Source organism: Nocardioides sp. (genome assembly GCF_035503875.1).
In the GTDB taxonomy this organism is placed as follows: Bacteria; Actinomycetota; Actinomycetes; order Propionibacteriales; family Nocardioidaceae; genus Nocardioides.
In genome coordinates this window covers 51,813-71,843 of sequence record NZ_DATJTA010000030.1, presented here as the reverse complement: position 1 = coordinate 71,843, position 20,031 = coordinate 51,813, and the positions used below count along the sequence as shown (strand labels likewise).

22 protein-coding genes are annotated in these 20,031 nt (G+C 71.3%); 4 read left to right on the top strand and 18 right to left on the bottom strand.

Features of this window, described 5'->3' with window-relative positions:
• The first annotated feature begins 93 nt into the window (after positions 1-93).
• Positions 94-705, top strand: coding sequence for a TetR family transcriptional regulator (locus tag VMF51_RS07330; RefSeq protein ID WP_325473757.1), 612 nt, complete (start codon positions 94-96; stop codon positions 703-705).
• A gap of 2 nt (positions 706-707) precedes the next feature.
• Here the strand turns inward: VMF51_RS07330 and VMF51_RS07325 are convergent, their stop codons facing one another.
• The 15 genes from VMF51_RS07325 to VMF51_RS07255 all read right to left on the bottom strand — a co-directional run bounded on the left by VMF51_RS07325 (position 708) and on the right by VMF51_RS07255 (position 14,512).
• Positions 708-1,205, bottom strand: a complete 498-nt coding sequence (locus VMF51_RS07325) for a TIGR03618 family F420-dependent PPOX class oxidoreductase (protein WP_325473756.1) — start codon at positions 1,203-1,205, stop codon at positions 708-710.
• 53 nt (positions 1,206-1,258) lie between these two features.
• A complete protein-coding gene (locus VMF51_RS07320) occupies positions 1,259-2,017 on the bottom strand; it encodes a glucose 1-dehydrogenase (RefSeq protein ID WP_325473755.1) in 759 nt (252 codons plus the stop codon).
• Positions 2,014-2,922, bottom strand: coding sequence for a 3-oxoacyl-ACP reductase (locus VMF51_RS07315; protein ID WP_325473754.1), 909 nt, complete (start codon positions 2,920-2,922; stop codon positions 2,014-2,016). Before VMF51_RS07315 ends, VMF51_RS07320 begins: the two co-directional genes overlap by 4 nt.
• 4 nt (positions 2,923-2,926) lie before the next feature.
• Positions 2,927-3,118: a ferredoxin gene (locus tag VMF51_RS07310; RefSeq protein ID WP_243057442.1), complete on the bottom strand. Its 192-nt coding sequence runs from the start codon at positions 3,116-3,118 to the stop codon at positions 2,927-2,929.
• Positions 3,119-3,127: 9 nt separating this feature from the next.
• Positions 3,128-4,105, bottom strand: a complete 978-nt coding sequence (locus tag VMF51_RS07305; RefSeq protein WP_325473753.1) for an NAD(P)/FAD-dependent oxidoreductase — start codon at positions 4,103-4,105, stop codon at positions 3,128-3,130.
• A gap of 186 nt (positions 4,106-4,291) precedes the next feature.
• Positions 4,292-4,987, bottom strand: a complete 696-nt coding sequence (locus VMF51_RS07300) for a hypothetical protein (RefSeq protein WP_325473752.1) — start codon at positions 4,985-4,987, stop codon at positions 4,292-4,294.
• A gap of 10 nt (positions 4,988-4,997) precedes the next feature.
• Complete coding sequence (locus tag VMF51_RS07295) at positions 4,998-5,561, bottom strand: hypothetical protein (protein ID WP_325473751.1); 564 nt, start codon at positions 5,559-5,561, stop codon at positions 4,998-5,000.
• Positions 5,558-6,829: an MlaD family protein gene (locus VMF51_RS07290; protein ID WP_325473750.1), complete on the bottom strand. Its 1,272-nt coding sequence runs from the start codon at positions 6,827-6,829 to the stop codon at positions 5,558-5,560. Before VMF51_RS07290 ends, VMF51_RS07295 begins: the two co-directional genes overlap by 4 nt.
• Entirely contained in the window at positions 6,826-8,265 is a 1,440-nt protein-coding gene (locus VMF51_RS07285; protein WP_325473749.1) for an MCE family protein, read from the bottom strand. The genes VMF51_RS07290 and VMF51_RS07285 overlap by 4 nt, the downstream gene beginning before the upstream one ends.
• The gene (locus VMF51_RS07280; protein WP_325473748.1) at positions 8,262-9,476 is read right to left on the bottom strand and encodes an MCE family protein; all 1,215 of its coding nucleotides are present in this window, start codon (positions 9,474-9,476) and stop codon (positions 8,262-8,264) included. Before VMF51_RS07280 ends, VMF51_RS07285 begins: the two co-directional genes overlap by 4 nt.
• Before the next feature lie 3 nt (positions 9,477-9,479).
• Positions 9,480-10,463 carry an MCE family protein gene (locus tag VMF51_RS07275; RefSeq protein ID WP_325473747.1) on the bottom strand — a complete coding sequence of 328 codons (984 nt, stop codon included), beginning with the start codon at positions 10,461-10,463 and terminating at the stop codon, positions 9,480-9,482.
• Positions 10,460-11,587, bottom strand: a complete 1,128-nt coding sequence (locus tag VMF51_RS07270) for an MCE family protein (protein ID WP_325473746.1) — start codon at positions 11,585-11,587, stop codon at positions 10,460-10,462. The genes VMF51_RS07275 and VMF51_RS07270 overlap by 4 nt, the downstream gene beginning before the upstream one ends.
• Positions 11,584-12,888, bottom strand: a complete 1,305-nt coding sequence (locus tag VMF51_RS07265) for an MCE family protein (protein ID WP_325473745.1) — start codon at positions 12,886-12,888, stop codon at positions 11,584-11,586. The genes VMF51_RS07270 and VMF51_RS07265 overlap by 4 nt, the downstream gene beginning before the upstream one ends.
• A gap of 7 nt (positions 12,889-12,895) precedes the next feature.
• Positions 12,896-13,735: an ABC transporter permease gene (locus VMF51_RS07260; protein ID WP_325473744.1), complete on the bottom strand. Its 840-nt coding sequence runs from the start codon at positions 13,733-13,735 to the stop codon at positions 12,896-12,898.
• A gap of 3 nt (positions 13,736-13,738) precedes the next feature.
• Positions 13,739-14,512 (bottom strand): MlaE family ABC transporter permease, encoded by a 774-nt coding sequence (locus tag VMF51_RS07255; RefSeq protein ID WP_325473743.1) that lies wholly within the window; start codon positions 14,510-14,512, stop codon positions 13,739-13,741.
• A 178-nt stretch (positions 14,513-14,690) separates the two neighbouring features.
• Between VMF51_RS07255 and VMF51_RS07250 the strand changes: the two genes are divergently transcribed.
• The 3 genes from VMF51_RS07250 to VMF51_RS07240 all read left to right on the top strand — a co-directional run bounded on the left by VMF51_RS07250 (position 14,691) and on the right by VMF51_RS07240 (position 18,000).
• The gene (locus VMF51_RS07250; RefSeq protein WP_325473742.1) at positions 14,691-15,236 is read left to right on the top strand and encodes a DUF1707 domain-containing protein; all 546 of its coding nucleotides are present in this window, start codon (positions 14,691-14,693) and stop codon (positions 15,234-15,236) included.
• The gene (locus VMF51_RS07245) at positions 15,233-15,925 is read left to right on the top strand and encodes a potassium channel family protein (protein ID WP_325473741.1); all 693 of its coding nucleotides are present in this window, start codon (positions 15,233-15,235) and stop codon (positions 15,923-15,925) included. The genes VMF51_RS07250 and VMF51_RS07245 overlap by 4 nt, the downstream gene beginning before the upstream one ends.
• Positions 15,926-16,167: 242 nt before the next feature.
• Positions 16,168-18,000, top strand: a complete 1,833-nt coding sequence (locus VMF51_RS07240) for a DUF4157 domain-containing protein (RefSeq protein WP_325473740.1) — start codon at positions 16,168-16,170, stop codon at positions 17,998-18,000.
• Here the strand turns inward: VMF51_RS07240 and VMF51_RS07235 are convergent.
• The 3 genes from VMF51_RS07235 to VMF51_RS07225 are packed head-to-tail and all read right to left on the bottom strand — an operon-like array spanning position 17,995 to position 19,955.
• A complete protein-coding gene (locus VMF51_RS07235) occupies positions 17,995-18,363 on the bottom strand; it encodes an MmcQ/YjbR family DNA-binding protein (RefSeq protein WP_325473739.1) in 369 nt (122 codons plus the stop codon). The two genes, VMF51_RS07240 and VMF51_RS07235, sit on opposite strands and share 6 nt — an antisense overlap.
• Positions 18,364-18,372: 9 nt before the next feature.
• The gene (locus VMF51_RS07230) at positions 18,373-18,669 is read right to left on the bottom strand and encodes a hypothetical protein (protein WP_325473738.1); all 297 of its coding nucleotides are present in this window, start codon (positions 18,667-18,669) and stop codon (positions 18,373-18,375) included.
• Positions 18,666-19,955, bottom strand: a complete 1,290-nt coding sequence (locus VMF51_RS07225; protein ID WP_325473737.1) for an MFS transporter — start codon at positions 19,953-19,955, stop codon at positions 18,666-18,668. Before VMF51_RS07225 ends, VMF51_RS07230 begins: the two co-directional genes overlap by 4 nt.
• Between the last annotated feature and the right edge of the window lie 76 nt (positions 19,956-20,031).

Here is a 20,031-nt window from a genome sequence, read left to right as displayed (position 1 = left end):
CGCGCCATCTGCTTTCCTCGTCCCCACGCACGCGACAGCGCCGTCGCCGTTCCGTGTCGACGACCACGACTCCACGAACGCATGGGGGCCACTGTGAGCACCGCCAACTCGCTGAGCGCCGAGGACCTCGGGTCCGCGGCCCAGCGCGACCGCCGCAAGCGGATCCTGGACGCGACCATCGAGCTGGCCTCCACCGGCGGCTTCGACGCGGTCCAGATGCGCGCGGTCGCCGAGCGCGCCGATGTGGCCCTCGGCACGCTGTACCGCTACTTCCCCTCGAAGATCCACCTGCTGGTCTCGGCCCTGGGTCGCGAGCTGGAGCGCTCCGACGCCGTGCTGCGCGAGCGGCCGACGCCCGGCGACACCGCCGCCGACCGGGTGATCTACCTGCTCAAGCGCACCACCCGCGGCATGCAGGGCGACGCGAACCTCACCGAGGCACTGACCCGCGCGTTCATGTTCGCGGACGGCTCGGTGAAGGCCGAGATCCACGCGGTGGGCATGCTGCTGACCCAGATGATGGCGCGCGCCATGCACCCGGAGCAGACCGAGCTGACGGAGCTGACCGACGAGGACGTCGCGATCGCCCGCGTGATCGGCGACGTGTGGCTCTCCGCCCTGGTCGCCTGGGTGACCGGCCGGTCGACGGCCGCGGACACCGCCGTACACATGGAGACCGCGGTCCGCCTGCTGCTGCGCGACTGACCTCATCCGAGGAAGGCGGCGGTCGAGCCACCGAGCTCGATGGGCTCCATGCCGAGCTTGCGGTGGTCCCACGAGCGGACGCGGTCGACGTCGAGGCGGACCACGACGCGGTTGTGCGCCATGAACTCGACGAACGGGCGCAGCTCCTCGGTGTACGGCGCGTTGTAGCGCTCGAAGATGTTCACGCAGACGTCCCAGACGACCTGCTCGTCCTCGATCACCTCGCCGCGGCCCTCGATGGCGACCCCGCGGAGCTGGTCGTAGGTGTGGCCCGCCTCGGTGAGGAAGCTGCACCGCGGGTCGCGGCGCAGGTTGACGGTCTTCTGGGCCTTCCGCTTGGTCTCGAACCAGATGTGGTCGTCCATCACGCCGTACCACATGCCGACGAGGTGGATCTGGCCCTGCGGGCCGTAGGTGCCGAGCGTGCAGGAGCGCTGCTGGTTCAGGAACTCGACCTGCTCGTCGTGGCTCATCACGATCTGAGCGCGCTGGTTGGCCATGACTCAGACTCTCACAGTTCCACTGTCAGGGTCGACAACTTCAAGCACGTGTCTCAGCCGCCGAAGGCGTGCGTCGCGGTGACGCCGCCGTCGATGGCGATCTCGGCGCCGTTGATGTACGCCGACTCGTCGCTGCCGAGGAACACGTAGAGCGGCGCGACGTCCTCGGGGTGCCCGACCCGGCGGAGCGGGACCTTCGAGGCGCCGTACTCCATCGCGGCGTCGCCGCCGTGCACACGCGTCATCGGGGTGTCGATCATGCCGGGGTGCACGGAGTTCACCCGGATGTTGTGGCGCCCGAGCTCGTGCGCCGCGCCCTTGGTCATCCCACGGACGGCGAACTTCGTCGCGCCGTAGGCGACCGTGCCGGCCATCCCGCCCAACCCCTCGGTCGAGGAGGCGTTGATGATCGAGCCACCGCCGTTCTCGCGCATGGTGCGGGTGACGGCCTTCATGCCGAGCAGCGGACCCAGCTGGTTGACCCGGAACAGCAGCTCGATGTCACGGGGGTCCTGGGTCTCGATCTCGCCGAAGCGCAGCACGCCCGCGTTGTTGGCCAGGATGCCCACCGGCCCGAAGCGGGTGTTGGTGTCCTCGACCAGCGCGACCCAGGAGGCCTCGTCGCTCACGTCGTGGTGGGTGAAGTGGGCGTCGGCGCCCAACTCGTCGGCCAGCGCCTGACCCTCGTCCTTCGCGACGTCGGCGATCGCGACCTTCGCCCCCTCGGCGACGTAGGCGCGGACGATCCCGGCACCCTGCCCCATCGCGCCGCCGGTGACGATGGCGACCTTGCCGGCCAGCCGGCCGCTCACGCGCCACCTCGCGCCTGGAGCCTCATGATCGAGTCGGCGGCGAAGCCCTGCATCGGGTCACGTCCTTCGAAGTAGGAGCCGACCTGCTTGTCGAGGTCGTCGAGGTCCCACACCGAGCCCGAGGCGTCGAAGCGCTGCTCGAGGGTCGGCGGGGCGATCAGCGCGACCATGCCGCCGTACACGACGAAGACCTGGCCGGTGATGTTCGCGGCGGCGGGCGAGCTGAGGTAGGCCACCAGCGGCGCGACGTGGTCGGGCGAGTACGGGTCGACCTGCTCGCCGGAGGTGTCCTCGCCGAAGACCTGCGCGGTCATCGCGGTCCGGGCGCGGGGGCAGATCGCGTTGGCGCGCACGCCACTGGAGGCCATCGCGCGGGCGGTCGAGACCGTCAGCGCGGCGATGCCGGCCTTGGCCGCGCCGTAGTTGGCCTGTCCGGGCGGGCCGCTGAGGAACGCCTCCGAGGCGGTGTTGACCACGCTCGCGTCGACCGGGGCGCCGCTCTCCTTCGCCTTCGCCCGCCAGTACGCCGAGGCGTTGCGGGTGAGCAGGAAGTGGCCGCGGAGATGGACGTGCATGATCGCGTCCCACTCCTCGTCGGACATGTTGAACAGCATCCGGTCGCGGGTCATGCCGGCGTTGTTGACGACGACGTCGAGCGCGCCGTACCCCTCGACCGCGGCCGCGAGCATCGCGTCGGCCGTGGCCCGCTCCCCGACGTCGCCGGCGACCACCGTCGCCTCGCCACCGCGCGAACGGATCTCCTCGGCCGCCTCGTCGGCGCCGCCGGGCAGGTCGTTGAGGACGATCCGGGCCCCGGCGTCCGCGAGGGCGAGGGCCTCGGCCCGGCCCAGGCCCGCGCCCGAGCCGGTCACGATCGCGACCTTGCCGTCCAGGTTGATGCTCATCCGCTCAGTCCTCCAGGGAGATCGCCGCGCGCGGGCAGGCCGCGACCGCGCGCTTGACGTTCTCGATGTTCTCGGGGGTCGTCTCCTCGGTCTTCAGCTGGAGGAAGTCGTCGTCGTCGAGCTCGAAGACCTCCGGCGCCATCGCCTCGCACAGGGCGTTGGACTCACAGAGGTCGAAGTCCACCTTGATCTTCATGACGGCCTGTCACGTCCCTTCACTGGAGTGGCCGGGGAACACGTGGGCGCTCGGGTCGATCGCCACGGTCGCGTTGTTGACGGCGGTCGCCGCCTCGCCGAACCCGACGGCGATCAGGCGGACCTTGCCGGGGTACTCGGTGATGTCCCCGGCCGCGAAGACCCGGGAGAGGTTGGTGCGCATCGAGGGGTCGACCACGACGTGGCGCTTGTGCACGTCGAGGCCCCACTGCTGCAGCGGGCCGAGGTCGGCCACGAAGCCGAGCGCGGCCACCACGGCCTGCGCGGGGTACGTCGTGGTCTCGCCGTCGACGGTGACGTCGACGGACTCGACGGTCGCGTCGCCGTTGATGGCGGCGATCTCGGCGCGGGTCACGATCCGGACCGAGGAGTCGCGGACCTGCTGGACCGTGCGCTCGTGGGCGCGGAACGCGTCGCGGCGGTGCACCAGGGTGACCGACCGGGCGACGGGCTCGAGGTGCAGCGCCCAGTCGAAGGCGCTGTCGCCCCCGCCGACGATGACGACGTCCTTGCCGGCGTACGGCGCGAAGCTCGGGACAAAGAACTCCATGCCGCGCCCCAGCCAGCCCTCGCCCGCGGGCAGCGGCCGCGGGCTGAACTTGCCGATGCCGGCGGTGATCAGCACCGCACCTGCGCGGACCTCGGTGCCGTCGTCGAGGCCGACCGTGACGCCGTCGTCGTGGTGCTCGAGGGTCAGGGCGGTGCGGCCGAGCAGGTAGTCGGGCTTCGCGGTGTTCGCCTGCTCGACGAGGCCGTCGACGAGGTCGCGGCCCTTGACGCTGGGGAACCCGGCGACGTCGAGGATCTGCTTCTCGGGGTACATCGCCGTGATCTGGCCACCCAGCTCCGGCAGGGAGTCCACGACGGCCACCCGGTGGCCGCGGAACCCCGCGTAGTAGGCGGCGAACAGTCCGGTGGGCCCGGCGCCGACGATGAGCAGGTCCGTTTCGACAGTCTCGACAGTCACGGGCGCGATCCTGCTCCTTCCTACTGTCGACGCCAAGTGGAACGTGTTCTAGTTTGGCGGAAACCTAACCTCCGAATCGGGCCTTGTCCAGCGACAGGCACCCCACCCCTCCTGCGAACGGACCCAGGACCGCCGACCCGGCGCGAGTTCGCGCCGGGTCGGCACTACATTCACGCCGGGTCGGCGTCATCTGGTCTGGAGGTCGGAGACCAGCCAGCCGGCGTCGGTGTTCACCACGGTCACGAGGGCGCGGTACGGCGAGTACGTCGTCTCGCCGCCGTCGCGGGTCGTGTACTGGTTGAGGAACACCAGGGCCTGGACCTCGGAGGTGTTGGCGCGGACCACGCTCTGGGCGACCACGCGGGCGTCGACGTCGACCTTGCCGTCGACCACGCCGGCGCGGACCTCGTCCTTGGTCGCGCGGAACTCCTCCGCGAAGGACGGCGTCATCAGTGCCGTCGCCTCCTCGACCTTCTCGTCGTACTGCTGCCAGGAGGTCGTCACGATCGTGGTCGCGGCCTCGGCCGCGGCCGCGGCCGCGCGCTGCGCGTCGGCCCAGGGCAGCAGGATCGGTCGGTCCTCGGGCACCGCGATGGCCCCCTCCACCGGCGGGGTGGCCGCGGCGGACGGCTCGTCGTCGGTGACGACGAGGTAGAGCGCCATCGCCGCGGTGAGCACGACGAGCACGACCACCGTCGTCACCAGGACCCGCGTGATCCGGCTGCCGGCGAACAACCCGGGCCGGCGCTCGGCGTGCGGCTCCTCGGCCCGAGGCTCCTCGATCCGAGGCGCCCGGGTCACGGTGCCCGTCCCGCCCTGCCCGGCCAGCCGGCGCGGGCGGGAGGCGGGGGTGCGGGATGTCCCGCGGGGTCGTCCGGTCATCTCGTCCCCCTCACGGCACGAACTGCAGGTCGCGGGTCAGCCAGTCGCCGTCCTCGTGGACGAGCTCCAGCTGCAGCCGGTAGTTGCGTGCGGTCGGCTTGCCCTCGGTGGCCTTGTTGGCGACGGTCCCCGACGCCGCGACGGCGACGGTCGCGGAGTCGCCGTCCGCGGCCACGACGCCCGTCCACACGACCTCGCTCTCCTGGATCGACTGCTGCTTCCTCATCAGCTCCAGCAGTCCCTCCGTCGCCTTCTGGTACTGGTCGCGGAACTCGCCGGTCGCGCCGGTCAGCACCGCCTCGACGGACGTCTCCTCGTCGTAGCGCACGTTGAGCAGCGCCTCGACCTCGGCGGTGGCCGACTCGACGACCGCGGCGAGGCGCTGCTGCTCCTCGCCGTCGGACTCCTCCAGCGCGACGGCCCGGACGGCGCCGTCCGCCGGCAGCGAGGACGGGGCCGGGTCCTCACGCACCCGGTCCACGACGGACACCGCGGCGACGACCGCCGCCGCGGCCGCGACCAGCGCGACGACGTACAGCAGCAGGTTCAGCCGCACTCGTCCGGGCGCGCTCACTTGCTCGCCACCGGACCGACCAGGAGCCACTTCCATGAGTCCCCTCCCAGGATCGACAGGTTGCCCGGATCGACGTAGCGCACCGGGTCGCCGTCGCGGTCGACGGCGCCCTCCAGCACGCCCGAGACCGGGTCGTACGACGTTCGGTACGCGCGGCCGGACGACGCCCGGCCCTCGCGCGCGGCGGGCACGTGGTTCGCGCCGCGGGCGGCGTACGGGAGCCCGCTGGTGCAGCGGGCCGGGAAGATCGGGCCGTCCTTCAGGTCCTGCGTGCCGCGCCAGTCGTTCGGCGGCACGTAGCCCTCGGTGCAGGGCGGCTGGCTGTAGTCGAGCTGCAGGTTGACGTGGCCGTAGCCGTCGCCCGGCGTGCCGGTGAAGCCCGAGGAGATCACCCGCGGGTACGTGACGAGCAGCTGCTCGACCCCGGCGAGGTGGGACACGACGACCTGGTTGACGCTGACCGCGTTGCCGAGGAGCACCGGGAGCGTGGGCTCGAGGTCGCGCAGCAGCCGGCGTACCTCCCGCGCCGTGCCCGGCGTCCCGTCGAGGGTGGCGCGCAGGTCCCGGTCGCTCTCCCGCAGCGCCTGGGTGATCAGCTTCAGGTCCCGCGAGAAGCCGCGGATGTTCTCGCCCTCGCCCTGCTGGGTCTCCAGCACGGTGAGCCCGCTCTCGAGCAGCGCGACCGTCTCGTCGGTGTGCGCCGCCGCCTCGCCGACGAAGAGCCGGCCGTTGTCGATGAGCCGCTGCAGGGGTACGCCGGTGTCGTCGAACATCGCTCCGAGCTCCTCGACCACGACCTGGAGGTTCTCCCGGTCGACCGACCCGACGAACTGGTCGACCTCGACCAGCAGGTCGGCCTCGTCGACGGGCAGCGAGTCCTCGGACCCCTGGAGCGTCGCGCCGTCCTCGGCGTACGGACCGTCGTCGTCGGGCGGCTCGAAGTCGAGGTACTGCTCCCCCACCGCGGAGAGGTTGTGGACGAACATCGGCGAGTCCAGGGGCAGGCGGGTGCCCTCCTCCAGCGCCAGGTCGAGGCGTACGCCGTCCTCCGTGGCGTGCATCGCGCGGACCTTGCCGACCTTGACGCCGCGGTAGGTGACCTCGCTGCCCTCGAAGAGGCCGCCGGAGGCCGGCAGGGTCGCGTGCACGGTCAGGCCCCGGCCGAGCACCCGGTCGACGAAGCCCAGGTAGGTGGCGGTGATGTAGACGATGCCGACCGCGCTCAGCACGAGGAAGGCCACGATCCGGATCCGTACCCCGCGCGTCATCGCGCACCTCCCAGCAGGGCCGACAGGGACGGCTCGTCACCGGGACGGTCGGCCTCGGCGCCGAGCGCCATCGAGGACCGGAGCCGCGCCAGCCCGGAGACGCCCGGGATGCCCGGGACCGACGGCAGGTCGATCCCCGAGCTGTCGACCCGCGGCAGGCCCGGCAGGCCGAGCAGCTCCAGGATGTTGTCGAGCAGCTCGACGACGCCCTCCAGGTCGGGGTTCGGCGGCAGCAGGTTGACCACGACGCACACGGGCCGGTCGTCGTACTCCGGCTTGCGGCAGTCGCGCAGCAGCTTGCCGAGCAGGTCGAGGTCGTCGAGGACCTTCGCGCACTCGGCGCTGCCGAGGCTGCCGCTCTCGATGCAGCGGAGCACGCCGTCGATGACCTCGCCCGGATCGGGTACGTCGATCGGCGGCAGCAGCCCGCCGTCGGGCAGGACGTTCTCCAGGTTGATGTCGAGGCGGATCGAGGTGTTGGCGTAGTCACCCTTGACGATCTCGGAGGCCTCCTTCGGGAACGGGAAGCTGATCAGCAGGTTCAGCCCCGGGGCCAGCGCGTCGCCGGCCTCGCGGAGCCGGGCCAGCACCGGCTGCAGGTGGCGCAGCGAGTCGAGCAGGTCGTCCTTGCTCCGGCCGATCACGCGGGCGCCGACCTCGCCGAGCTCGTCGAGCGCGCCGAGCATCCCGACCAGCTCCTCGTGCTGCGACGCGAGCACCTTCACGGCCGGTCCCGCGACGTCGAGGGCGCCGGTGATGGTCTTCCGCTCCTGGTTGAGGGTGCGGGTCAGGCCGTTGATCGACTCCAGCGCCCGGACGATGTCGAGCTTCTGCGCGTCCAGGGTGCTGACGACGCCCTCGAGGTTGCCGAGCAGGTTGCGCATCCGGTCGGTGCGCCCGCCCATCACCTCGTTCAGCTCGGAGGTGATGGTGCCGAGCTGGGCCACGCCGCCGCCGGTCAGCAGGAAGGACAGCGCGCCGAGCACCTCCTCGACCTCGGGGTTGCGGCCGGTCTCGGCCAGCTCGATCACGTCGCCCTCGCCGAGCCGTCCGCTCGACGGTCGCCCGGTCGGCGCCTCCAGGGCGACGTACTTCTCGCCGAGCAGGCTGGCCTGGCGGATGTCGGCGAGGGCGTTGTCGGGCAGCTCGACGTCGTCGCGCACCCGCATCGTGACGCGGGCGTGCCAGCCGACACGCTCGACGTCGGTGACCTCGCCGACCGTCACGTCGTCGACCATCACCGGGGAGCGCGGCACCACGTTGAGGATGTCCTCGAAGTCCGCGGTGATCTCGAACGAGCTGTCGTCGTCGACCGGCGACCCCGGGAGCGGCAGGTCGTAGGCGCCGTCGAAGTCGCAGCCCGAGAGCACCAGGACGGCCGCGACCGCGACCGTGGTGAGCCGGCGCCGAGCCGGGGTGATCACGGAGCCGGTCACGGGGCACCGCCCAGCAGGCCGCTCAGCGTCGGGTCCTCGACGCTGAGGTACTGGCCCGGGTCGGGGGCCGGCTCGGTGGCCGCGCGCTTCCCACCGGGTTGCGCCGCCTCGCGACCCGGCGGCCCCGGCGGGATCCACGACAGGCTGCCGGTGACCGGCTCGAGGAGCTGCTCGAAGAGCCGGCAGGCGACGTTCTTGAGACGCCGGGGCAGCTGGGACTGCTGGACGACGGCGCAGAGCAGGCCGTCGGCGTCCCAGATGTTGCCGCCGACGCCGATCCGCGACCCGATGGAGCCGGTCTTGCTGTTGTAGGCGACCGTCAGGTTGCCGATCGCGACGGGGGCGACGCGGAGCGCGGTGTCGATGCTGTCGCGCTCGGAGTTGATCGTCTTCAGTACCCGGGTGAGCTGCTCGACGTCGCCGACCAGGGCCGCCCGGTTGTCCTTGACGAAGGACTCGACGGTGCCGACCGCGCGGGCGACCGAGGAGAGCGCGGCCTGCAGCTCCGTGCGCTCGGTGACCAGCGACGACGAGACCCCGGCGAGGTCGCGCATGAACGCCCGCACCAGCCGGTCGTTCTCGGCGAGGGTGCCGGTGAACGTGGCGAGCTCGGTGACCGTGTCGAACAGCGGGCCGGCGCCCTGGCCGAAGGTCTCGGCCGCCTGCGACAGCTCGCGGATCATGCGGTTGCCCGCCGCGCCCTGACCGCCCAGGCCCTCGGCGCCGGCGCGGAGCAGGTTGTCCAGGGTGCCGTCGGCGTTGACGCCGTTCGGTCCGAGCGCGTGGGTGAGGTCGCGCAGGCTGGCGTAGATCCGGTCCAGCTCGACCGGGACCCCGGTGTCGGGCAGGGCGATCTCGGCCCCGTCGGCGAGCACCCGGTCGCCTTTCGAGTACGCCGGGGTCAGCTGCACGAAGCGGTCCGCCACGAGCGTCGGCGTCACGATCGCCGCCTTCGCGCCGGCCGGCACGTCGACGGCGGCGTCGTACTCCATCTCGACGCGCACGGAGTTGCCGGCCGGGACGACGGCGGTGACCCGGCCGACGTTCACGCCGAGGATCCGCACGTCGGAGCCCTCGTACACGCTCACCGCTCGCGGGAAGTGCGCGGTGACGGTCTTCGTCTCGGCGGGCTGGCGGACGGTGAAGAAGGTCGCCGCGAGCAGCAGCACCGCCACCCCCGCGACCAGCGCCCGTCGGTTGATCCTGGTCATGGCTCAGTCCTCCAGCCGCGTGGGCAGGAACTCGCCCGTGGGGATGGCGAGCAGGTTCGCGGCGTACGCGTCGAACCACGGCCCGGTGCCGATGATGTTGCTGAGGATGTCGACGTACGGTCCGAGTGCGTTCAGCGTCGCCTTCAGCTCCTTCTCCTTGTCGACCAGCAGGCCGAGCAGGTCGTCGACCTCGGCGAGCGCGGGCGCGAGCTGCTCCTGGTTGTCCTGGGCGAGCCCGCGCAGCTCGTCGGCCAGGCTGCGGGCGTTGACGAGCAGCCGGTGCACGGCGTCCTTGCGCTTCTCCACCTCGCGGAAGACCAGGCCGGCGTCCTTCATCAGGTCGACCACGTCGTCGCTGCGCGCGGCGAGGACCTTGCTGACCTCGCGGGAGCTGAGCAGCAGCGCCTGGATCTGCTCGTCGCGTGAGGCGACGGTCCGCGAGAGCCGGGTGATGCCGTCGAGGCTCGCCGCGATCTCCGGGCTGGCGGCGTCGACGGTGTCGGCGACGGCGTCGAGCGCCTCGGAGAGCTGGGCGGTGTCGATCCGCTCGGTGGTCGTCGTCAGGTCGCCGAACGCGGCCACGATGTCGTACGCCGACCGCGTCCGCTCGACGGGGATGGTGTCGTCCGGGTCGAGCTCGCCCTTCCCTGCCGGGGTGAGCTCGAGGTACTTCTCGCCGAGCAGGCTGAGCACCTCGACGGAGGCCTGGCTCTCCGGGCCGAGCTCGACACCGTGGTCGACCTCGAACCGCACCCGGACCCGGTCCTCCGCGAGCGTCAGCTCCTGGACCCGGCCGACGCGGATGCCGCCGACCTGGACCATGTTGCCCTTGCGCAGACCGCCGGCATCGCTGAACTCCGCGGTGTACGACGTCCCGCCGAACCCGGGGAACTTCGAGAGGTTGAAGGCCGCGGCCATCACCACCAGCATCAGCACGACGGTGATCGCGCCGAGGCGCAGGATCTGGGAGTCGGTGTAGCGCCTCACTCGCCGCCCTCCTCGGTGGCGCCGTTGCAGCGCGGCGCGGACGAGCGGAAGTCGAGCTTGTTCAGCGCGGCCTGGATGTCCCGCAGGCCAGGGATGTCGCTGACGATCGGGAGGGTGATCTTCCCGGAGAACCCGCAGACGTAGTAGTTGTACCAGGAGCCGTAGGTCCCGGTCCGGGTCTGGTCGGTCATCGATTCGGGCAGCCGGTCGAGCAGCTCGACCAGGCTGGCGCGGTTCTGCTTCTCGTTGAGCATCGCGGCCAGCCGGCGCAGCTCGGCGATGTCGGACTTCAGCACCGGCCGGCCCTCGCGCAGCAGGTCGGCGACCACGACGGTCAGGTCGGAGACGTTGTCCAGCGAGGAGCCGATGGTGTCGCGGTCGGCGGCCAGGTCGCCCATCCAGTCCTTCAGCTCCACGATCAGCCGGCTGAGCTGCTCGTGGCGGTCGTCGACGGTCGCGAGGGTCCGGCCCAGGTTGTCGACGACCTCGCCGACGAGCTGGTCGCGGTCGGCGAGCGTGGTGGTCAGCGAGGCGGTCTTCGCGAGCAGGCCCTGCACGGTGCCGCCCTCCCCCTGCAGCACCTGGACGAGGTTGAGGCTCAGCTCGTTGACCTGCTTCGGGCTGAGTGCCTGGAAGAGCGGCTGGAAGCCGTTGAACAGCACGGTCAGGTCCAGCGCCGGCGCGGTCCGGTCCACTGGGATCCGATCGTCCGCCTTCAGCGGCCGGGCGGCGTCGACCGCCTCGGCCGCGCCCTCCTCCAGGGCGAGGTAGCGGTCGCCGACGAGGTTCAGGAAGCGGATCTCCGCCCGCGAGGCGGTCGTGAGCGGCACGTCGGACTTCACCCGGAAGGTGACCAGGGCGCCGGTGCGCTCGTGGTGCTCCACCTTCTTCACCTCGCCGACGCTCACGCCGGCGACGCGGACGTCGTCGCCCTTCTCCAGCATCGACGCGCTGGTGAACACGGCCTGGTACTCCGTGCCGGCGCCGAACCCGACGTTGCCCATGATCGCGGCCAGCAGGCCCGTGACCAGGACGGAGACGACGGTGAAGATGGCCAGCTTGATGCCCGCCGCGATGGTCACCGCGTTGCGCCGGTTCCGCATCCGGGACGTGTCTGCACTCACCGCTCGCCACCTCCCCGGACGACCGGACCGTAGAGCAGCGACCCGAGCGAGCCGTAGCTGTCGGCCGGCCGGCCGCTGCGCTCGGCGAGCAGGGCGTTCACGATGGCCTGCTCACCCTCGCTTCCGGCGTTCCCGCTGGCCGTGGTGCTCGCCCGGCCGAGCCCGGGGAGGATGCCCGTCGGCGGCTTGTCGTCGAGGTCGGTGCCGTCCTTGAAGGAGTTCGGCGCGATCGGCACCTGGGGGTTCGGCAGCCCGGCACACCAGGGTCCGTGGCCCACCTCGCCGTACTCCGGCAGGTCACGCTCGTCATAACTGCGGTACTGCGGCGTCAGCAGCTCGATGTACTGCTTGACCTGGTTGCCCTCGAAGGTCTCGGCGAGCCGCGGCGCGTAGCGGGCCGCGCCCTGGAGCAGGCATGGGAACTCCGGGGAGTACGTCGCCAGCAGCTTCAGCACCGGCTCGGTCACCTCGCCGACCCGGATCAGGTTGGCCTCGTTGTCCCGCAGGACCCGCGTGGAGGTGGTGGCCAGCCCCTGGACGTCGGCGAAGAAGACGTCGAGCTCCTGCTGCTTCTCGATCACGGTCTTGCTCGTGACGGTGAGGTTGCCCAGCACGTCGACGAGGTCGGGGGCGGCCAGGTGGTAGGTGTCGGCGACGTCGGCCAGCGCGACCAGGTCACGCCGCAGCGTCGGCAGGTGCGGCCGGATCGCGGTGAGGTAGCCGTCGAGCTCGTCGATGGTCTCCCCCAGCTGGGCGCCACGCCCACCGAGCGCGGTGGCCAGCGCGTTCAGCGTCGCGTTGAGGTCGGCCGGGCGGACCGAGCGCAGCAGCGGGAACAGGTCGGCGAGGATCCGGCTGAGCTCGACGTTGGTCTCGACCCGGTCCGACGGGATGACCGCGCCGTCCGCGATGGCCTCGGCGGCCGGGTCCTCGGGCCGCACGAAGGAGACGAACTTCTGCCCGAAGAGGGTCGTGGGCAGGATCTCGACCCGCACGTTGGCCGGGATCCGCTCGGCCTCGTCGGGCTGGAGCGCGACCCGGATCGAGGCCTCCTCGCCGTCCTGGGCCACCTCACGGACCTGGCCGACGAGGACGCCGTTGATGCGCACGTCGCCGAACTTGGCCAGCTGCAGGCCCGCGCGCTCGGCCTTGATGGTGACCATCGTGACCGGCTCGAACGCCTTGTTGTAGATGGCGATCGACAGCCCGGTGAGCCCGATGATCAGACCGAGGAACACGACGCCGGCCACCAGCAGCCGGGCGTGCTCCCGGCGGCTGTCGTGGTGGATGTTGACCAACACGCCCGGCCTACCCCGTGATCCGGACGGTCGTCGTGGAGCCCCAGATGGCGAAGCTCAGGAAGAAGTCGGCCACCACGATGGTCACGATGCTGGTGCGGATCGCCTTGCCGACGGCCGTGCCGACCCCGGCCGGGCCGCCGCTGGCCGTGTAGCCGTAGTAGCAGTGGATGAGGATCACCGCGGAGGCCAGGAACAGCAGCTTGCCGAACGACCAGAGCATGTCGACCGGTGGCAGGAACTGCAGGAAGTAGTGGTCGTAGGTGCCGGGCGACTGCCCGTAGATGTAGGTGGTGATCAGCCGGGGCGAGAGGTACGACGCCGACAGCGCGACGACGTACAGCGGGATGACGGCGATGAAGGCGGCGATCATCCGGGTCGTCACCAGGAACGGCAGCGACGGGATGCCCATCACCTCCAGCGCGTCGATCTCCTCGGAGATGCGCATCGCGCCCAGCCGGGCGGTGTAGCCGCACCCGACCGTGGCGGCCAGCGCGATCGCCGAGATCAACGGGGCGACCTCGCGGGTGTTGAAGTAGGCGGAGATGAACGCGCTGAACTTCGCGACGCCGATCTGGCTGAGCGAGGCGTACCCCTGGATGCCGACCTCGGTGCCGGCGAAGAACGCCAGGAACGCGATGACACCAGCGGATCCCGCGATCAGCGTCAGTCCGCCGACGCCGAAGGTGACCTCCGCGAGGGTGTTGGTGATCTCGCGCGGGTAGCGGCGGATCGCCCGCGGCGTCCAGGCCAGCGCCTTGACGTAGAACAGCAGCTGGTCGCCGTACTGCTCCAGCGCCGTACGCCGGCCGCGGACGAACGCGCCTCCGAGTGCTCCGATGCTCGCCATGGCCTACAACCCCGGGGGCGGGACGACTTGGAAGTAGATCGCCGTGATGATCGCGTTGATGAAGAACAGCAGCATGAACGCGACGATCACCGACTCGTTGACCGCCCGGCCGACCCCGCTCGGACCGCCGCCCGCGTTGAGGCCCTTGTAGGCGCCCACGATCGCCGCCATGGCGCCGAAGACACCGGCCTTGATGATGGCGATGTAGAGGTCGGTCAGGCTGGCCAGCGCGGTGAACGAGGACAGGAAGGCTCCCGCCGAGCCGCCCTGCACGATGACGGTGAAGAAGTAGCCGCCGCCGATGCCCGCCCCGATCACGACGCCGATGATCAGCAGCGCGACGAACATCGTGGCGAGAACGCGGGGGGCGACGAGCCGCTCGAGCGGGTCGACGCCCAGCACCTCCATCGCGTCGATCTCCTCGCGGATCTTGCGGGCGCCCAGGTCGGAGCAGATCGCCGACCCGGCGGCACCCGCGATGATCAGCGCGGCGGCGATGGGCGCGGCCTCGCGGACGACGGCGAGCACCGCGGTCGCCCCGGCAAAGGACTGGGCGCCGAGCTGCCCGGTCAGGTTCCCGACCTGGAGCGAGATGACGGCGCCGAACGGGATCGAGACCAGGATGGTCGGCATCAGGGTGACGCTGGTGATGAACCAGGCCTGCTCGATGAACTCCCGCACCTGGAAGGGCCGCGTGAAGATCACCTTGACGACCTCGACCACCATGGCGGCGATCTCACCGGGTCCCCGGATCACCGAGACCGCGCTGATCGCCATCCATCCCTCCCTCGTCGTCGCCCGGCGGCCGGAGCCGCGATAGAACGTGTTCTCGTTTTGCGCAACGACGGCATCCGTACCCCCGACCCCGGGGATTCACTCCTCGAAGTGGCGTGAGTCACATTGGAGGCCGGGGCGGGTTCGCGAGACCGCGGCCCGATGGGGGACGATGCGCTGCGTGGACAGCTCCGCCTTCTGGGCTTCGTTCCCGCACGATCCGCGGGATCCCGCGCACGCCCCGCTGCGTGCGTCCGACCAGGACCGCGACCTGGTCCAGCAGGCCCTCGCCGAGGGGTACGCCGAGGGCCGCCTCGACCGCGAGGAGTACGACGAGCGCAGCGCCGCCGCCTCCGCCGCTCGGACGCTCGGCGACCTTCCCCCGCTGGTCGCCGACCTGGTGCCCGCCCCGACCCCGCGGCGCGACCCCCGCACCGAGCTGGCCCTCGCCACCCCCGGCGAGCTGCGCCGCCGCGGCGAGGCCGCGTGGCGCGGCGACGTCCGGGAGGCCATCGGCACCTTCCTCGTCCCGAGCCTGATCTGCTGGACCGTCTGGTGGTTCACGATCGGCCCCGGCGGCCATCCGTGGCCGATCTGGGTGATGCTCGGCACCGGCATCAACCTCGTCCAGACGCTCGCCCGGGGCGAGACGCTGGTCGGCGAGCACGTGCGCAAGCTCGAGAAGAAGCAGGCGCGCGAGCTGCGCCGGCGGGAGCTCGGCCAGTGAGCGCGCTCGACCCGCACGCGGAGCGGCACCGCATCCGGCTGGTCCTGGGCAAGCACCCCTCGGCGGTGCTGTTGGCGGCGCAGCTGCTCGGTCTGCTCGCCTACCCGTACCTGCAGGGCTCGCGGGCCGGCATCGCCATCTTCGGCGTCCTGCAGCTGGCCATCGTCGCGACCGCGCTGTGGGCGGTGCGCCGTACTCCGGCGTTGTCGTGGGTGGCGCTCTGCCTCGGCGTGCCGGGCATGGTCTTCACCGTCCTGGAGGCGATCTCGCCCGGCAGCGACTGGATCGTGCTCACCTCGGCGCTGCTGCACGCGCCGTTCTACTTCTACATCTCCTACGGGATGATCCGGTACCTCTTCTACGACGACCGGGTCACGCGCGACGAGCTGTTCGCGACCGGGGCGGCGTTCACCGTGGTCGCCTGGGGCTTCGCCTACGTCTTCGTCGCCGCCCAGGTGGTGTGGCCCGGGTCGTTCATCGGCGCCGGCGGGGAGAGCGAGCGCGACTGGTTCGAGCTGCTGTACCTCTCCTTCTCCACCCTCACCAGCGTGGGTCTGTCGGACGTGGTGCCGGTCCTGCCGCACGCCCGGTCGCTGGTGATGGTCGAGATGGTCGCCGGCGTCCTGTACGTCGCGCTCGTCGTCGCCCGTCTCGTGGGGCTGACGGTCAGCCGGACCACGCCGCGCTGAGCGCTGCGCTCGACCGCTAGACATTTCGAGTCGTGGGGCAGACAACGTCCCGGAGATGTGGTTCCTTGGCCTGACACTCCGGGGGGACGAGGCGCCGAACAGAGGACTCGGGCATGCGCACTCCGGCTCACGAGCACCAGCACACCCACACCGCAGCCCCGGCGCGTCGGGACCAGGCGGTGCCATCCGGACCCCATGGTCGACCTCCTCTGCGACCGACGGTCCTGTCGAGCCGGGCCGGGGTGACGCCGGACGCCGACCGGATCCTCGAGGAGCCCGCCGACGGCATCCGTCGCGCTGCGGGGCACGCGGACCGACTCGGCGGGAGCGCGGCACCACCCGACCTGTTGCGACGGCTGGCCGAGCGGCGCGGACGCGGCGACGCGCTCCCGGGCGAGGTCACGCACGCCGCAGGGAGCGAGTTGGGATGCGACCTCTCGGAGGTAAGGATCCACCGGGACCACGAGGCGAATCGCATCGCCCGATCGGTCGACGCCCGCGCCTTCAGCCACGGGACCGACCTCTACTTCAGCGCCGGGGCCTTCGACCTGAGTGACGACCGCGGCCGTCATCTCCTCGCGCACGAGCTCGCGCACGTTGCGGACCGCCAGCCTTCCGGCGACCCAGGACTCATCGGCCGCGCGGACGATCCCGCCGAACGGCGCGCTGACGAGTCCGCTGACCGGGTCCTGCCGACCCTCCGGCGAGCGATGTCGGCGCCGGACTCCCCCGCTGCGGAGGCGAACCCGGGAGACCCGCCGGGCGTCGCTGCCGCCGGAACCCTGCGACGCAAGGTCGGCTTCGAGTTCGAGACGCCGTGGGAGATCAAGGGCCCCTCGAACACCATCGGCTCCGACACCGACGCGTTCGTCGGGCAACGCGGTCCCACGGCAGAGGAGATCAACGCGCTGGCGGAGGACGAGAGACCCTCGATGCAGGACCTGTGGCACGTCTCCCCCGACATGAAGCCACCGACGATGACGGTGCAGGGTCCCCATGGCCCGATCCAGGTCATGCGACCGGAGTTCCTCCCGACGAAGAAGACCGTCCCGAAGGGCGGCATCGAGAGCCTCTGGGGCGCGACGGAGGAGGTGATCACGCTTCCGAAGTACTCCGGCTACGGGAACCTGGAATTCATCACGGCGGCGTTCGAGGAGACTCCCCAGGGTCTGGTCCACCTCACGAAGACGATCACGCAGATCGTCGAGGTCGTCGACTACCTCTCCTCGAAGCCCGCCGGCGAGACGACGGTTGCCGAGCTGATCGACAACGTCATCCCGCTCGAGTGGGGCAAGCACCTGCGGCTGAAGGAGAACCTGGAGAAGCGCAAGGACGTCGTGATCGACACCCGTCCGTGGCCCCCGGGCGGCGCTCCGCTCTACGCCGCCATCCAGCTGACCGGAGGCATCAAGCTCGAGCAGATTCCCGCGCTGTTCGAGCGGATGAGTCAGCCCGTGCCGCACAACGGCGGCGACCTGCTGCACTCGTCCCGGGGCGGAGACCGCCAGGCGACCCGTACGGAAGCCACCAGGAGGGCGACCAAGGAGGTGCTCGACCAGGCGGACGCCGACTCGTACTACGCGAAGTCCGCCCGCCCCGAGCAGGCGGCGTACGAGGGGGCCGTGCTGCACCTGGCCGACATCATCCGCCGGGGGGCGACGATTGGCACCGGTACCGACAAGACGAAGTACGTCACCCCGTTGATGAGCCGGACCAACTTCGGGCTGCTGCCGTTCGCCATCAGGTCGGCACCGGAGTTCGCCCAGCACGTGTACGACGCGAGCGAGGTGCAGCCTGCCGCGAAGCTGTTCGGCGCGAACGGGAACACGCATCTGTGGCAGGGCACCGTGCAGACGTGGGTCGAGAGCATCCAGGCAGGCAACGACCCCGTGAACTGGGGCCAGGACAAGCCCGAGCGCTGGGCACCCCAGAATGTCGGCGAACCGGACGACCAGTCGATCGGCCACGTGTACGAGTTCCGCGGCCTGAACGCTCAGCTGCCGGTGACCGATTGGATGACCGAGGCCCTCCGCCTGTTCGCCGCGGTGCAGGCCATCAACAGCGCCCCACTATGACCCGTCCCAGCCCTCCGGCCGGAGCTTCTTCGGCAGCTTCGCGACCACCAGGCGGTACGACTCGTCGACGGCCTCGAGCAGCTCGTCGTCGGGGATCGCCCCGCCGTACGCGAGGTCGTTCCAGCCGGAGCGGCCGATGTAGGCCATCACGCTCGCCTCACCGGGGTAGCGGGAGATCCACTCGTCGGCGACCTCGCGGCTCGGACCGCCCTTGACCCCGACCCCGGCCGAGCCGAGGAACGCGAAGATCTTGCCGCGCTCCCCCGGGCCGACCTTGATCACCGGGTGCTCGTGGTCCCAGGGGTTGTCGGCCCAGGCGCCCGGCTTGGCCAGGCAGTGGGCCTGCATCGTCTCGACGTCCACGGCCCGAACCTACGACGGACCGGGGACGTTCGTCTCCCAGCGCGCCCGTCGCTCCTCGTCGCTCTGCTCCCACCACGGGGTGCCGCGCTCTCCGAGGGCCACCTTCGCCGCCTGGACGCCGGCGCGGGAGGCGCGCTCGTCGTCGGTCCCGCGCGTACGACGTACGTCCCGCCGCCAGGCCATCAGGATCCGCTGCAGCTCCGCGCAACGCTCCGCCGGGATGGCCGGGTCGGTGGCGCGCCAGCGCCGGCCGTCGATCACGACGTACCGCCCGTCGGGCGTGAGCTCCGGACCGTCGTCGCTCACGCGGTCGCGCCCGCCTCCAGCGCGGTCCGGTCGATGACGCCCCGGGCACGGTGGCGGTAGCGGAGGATCTGCACGATGCCGAGGGTCCACACGGCGTACTGGACGCTCATCGCCCAGCGGAACGCCGACGGCGTGTAGTCGGACCCGCCGCCGGGGGTGCGCCAGTCGAGGACGAGCCCGATCATCACGACCAGCGCCAGGCTCGCGCAGAAACCGGCGACGTTGATGATCCCGGTAGCGCTCGCCAGCCGGCTCGCGGGGTTGGAGGTCCGGCCGATGTCGAAGCCGATCACGGAGCCCGGGCCACCCACGCCGATGACCAGCACCAGCACGACCAGGAGCCAGAACGGGGCCTCACCCGGCCACGCGAGCACGGCGGTCCAGACGCCCACCATCGATCCGACGATCGCCAGGACCATCGAGGACCGATGCCAGGGGTGGAGGGCGACCAGCGAACCCAGGACCGGCCCCGCGACGACCACGGAGACCACGATCAGGGTGAGCAGCAGGCCCGCCTCTCCGCTGGTGCGTCCCTCGCCGCGGACGAAGAACGGGTAGCCCCACAGCAGCGACAGGGTCGTCGCGCTGGACTGGGTGCAGAAGTGGATCCAGAAGCCGAGCCGGGTGCCGGGGTGCGCCCAGGAAGCAGTGAGGCTGGAGCGCACCGCCCGCGGCGACAGGGCCGTGCCGCGCAGGTTGCGGTGCGCCGGGGAGTCGCGGAGCAGCAGCAGCCCGAGCACCACGAGGACGAGCCCGAAGGAGGCGGTGACGAGGTAGGCCCGGGTCCAGCCGAAGGTTCCGAGCGCCCAGGTCATGGGCACCGCGGCGGCGACCGCGCCGAGTTGCCCGACCGTGCCGGTCAGCTGGGTCAGCAGCGGGATCCGGCGGGCCGGGAACCACATCGCGAGGATCCGGAGCACGCAGATGAACGTCATCGCGTCGCCCAGCCCCACGAAGAACCGGGCCGTCAGCGCCAGCGGGTAGCTCTCGGCCAGCGCGAAGCCCGCCTGGGCCGCGGAGAGCAGCACCGCCCCGGCGAGCAGCACGCTGCGCGACCCGAAGCGGTCGACCAGCAGCCCGACGGGGATCTGCATGCCGGCGTACACCAGCAGCTGCAGCATCGTGAACGTCGCCAGCTGCGAGGCCGAGATGTCGAAGCGCTCGGTGGCGACCAGCCCGGCCACCGCGAGCGAGGAGCGGTGGAAGACCGCCAGGACGTAGATCGACAGCCCGATCGCCCAGACCGTGTACGCCGACCCGCGGCTCGGCGCGGGCGTCTCGGTCACTCCCCCGAGGCTACGCCCGGCGGCCCGTCATTCGGTCACCCGTGAGCGCGTGCTGCTGGTCACGTACGCGACAGGT

Excerpts from the sequence above, each read along its gene's own strand:
- VMF51_RS07325 (WP_325473756.1), bottom strand. The coding sequence starts at position 1,205 with ATGGCCAACCAGCGCGCTCAGATCGTGATGAGCCACGACGAGCAGGTC.
- VMF51_RS07315 (WP_325473754.1), bottom strand. The coding sequence starts at position 2,922 with ATGAGCATCAACCTGGACGGCAAGGTCGCGATCGTGACCGGCTCGGGC.
- VMF51_RS07310 (WP_243057442.1), bottom strand. The coding sequence starts at position 3,118 with ATGAAGATCAAGGTGGACTTCGACCTCTGTGAGTCCAACGCCCTGTGC.
- VMF51_RS07300 (WP_325473752.1), bottom strand. The coding sequence starts at position 4,987 with ATGACCGGACGACCCCGCGGGACATCCCGCACCCCCGCCTCCCGCCCG.
- VMF51_RS07290 (WP_325473750.1), bottom strand. The coding sequence starts at position 6,829 with ATGACGCGCGGGGTACGGATCCGGATCGTGGCCTTCCTCGTGCTGAGC.
- VMF51_RS07280 (WP_325473748.1), bottom strand. The coding sequence starts at position 9,476 with ATGACCAGGATCAACCGACGGGCGCTGGTCGCGGGGGTGGCGGTGCTG.
- VMF51_RS07260 (WP_325473744.1), bottom strand. The coding sequence starts at position 13,735 with ATGGCGAGCATCGGAGCACTCGGAGGCGCGTTCGTCCGCGGCCGGCGT.
- VMF51_RS07255 (WP_325473743.1), bottom strand. The coding sequence starts at position 14,512 with ATGGCGATCAGCGCGGTCTCGGTGATCCGGGGACCCGGTGAGATCGCC.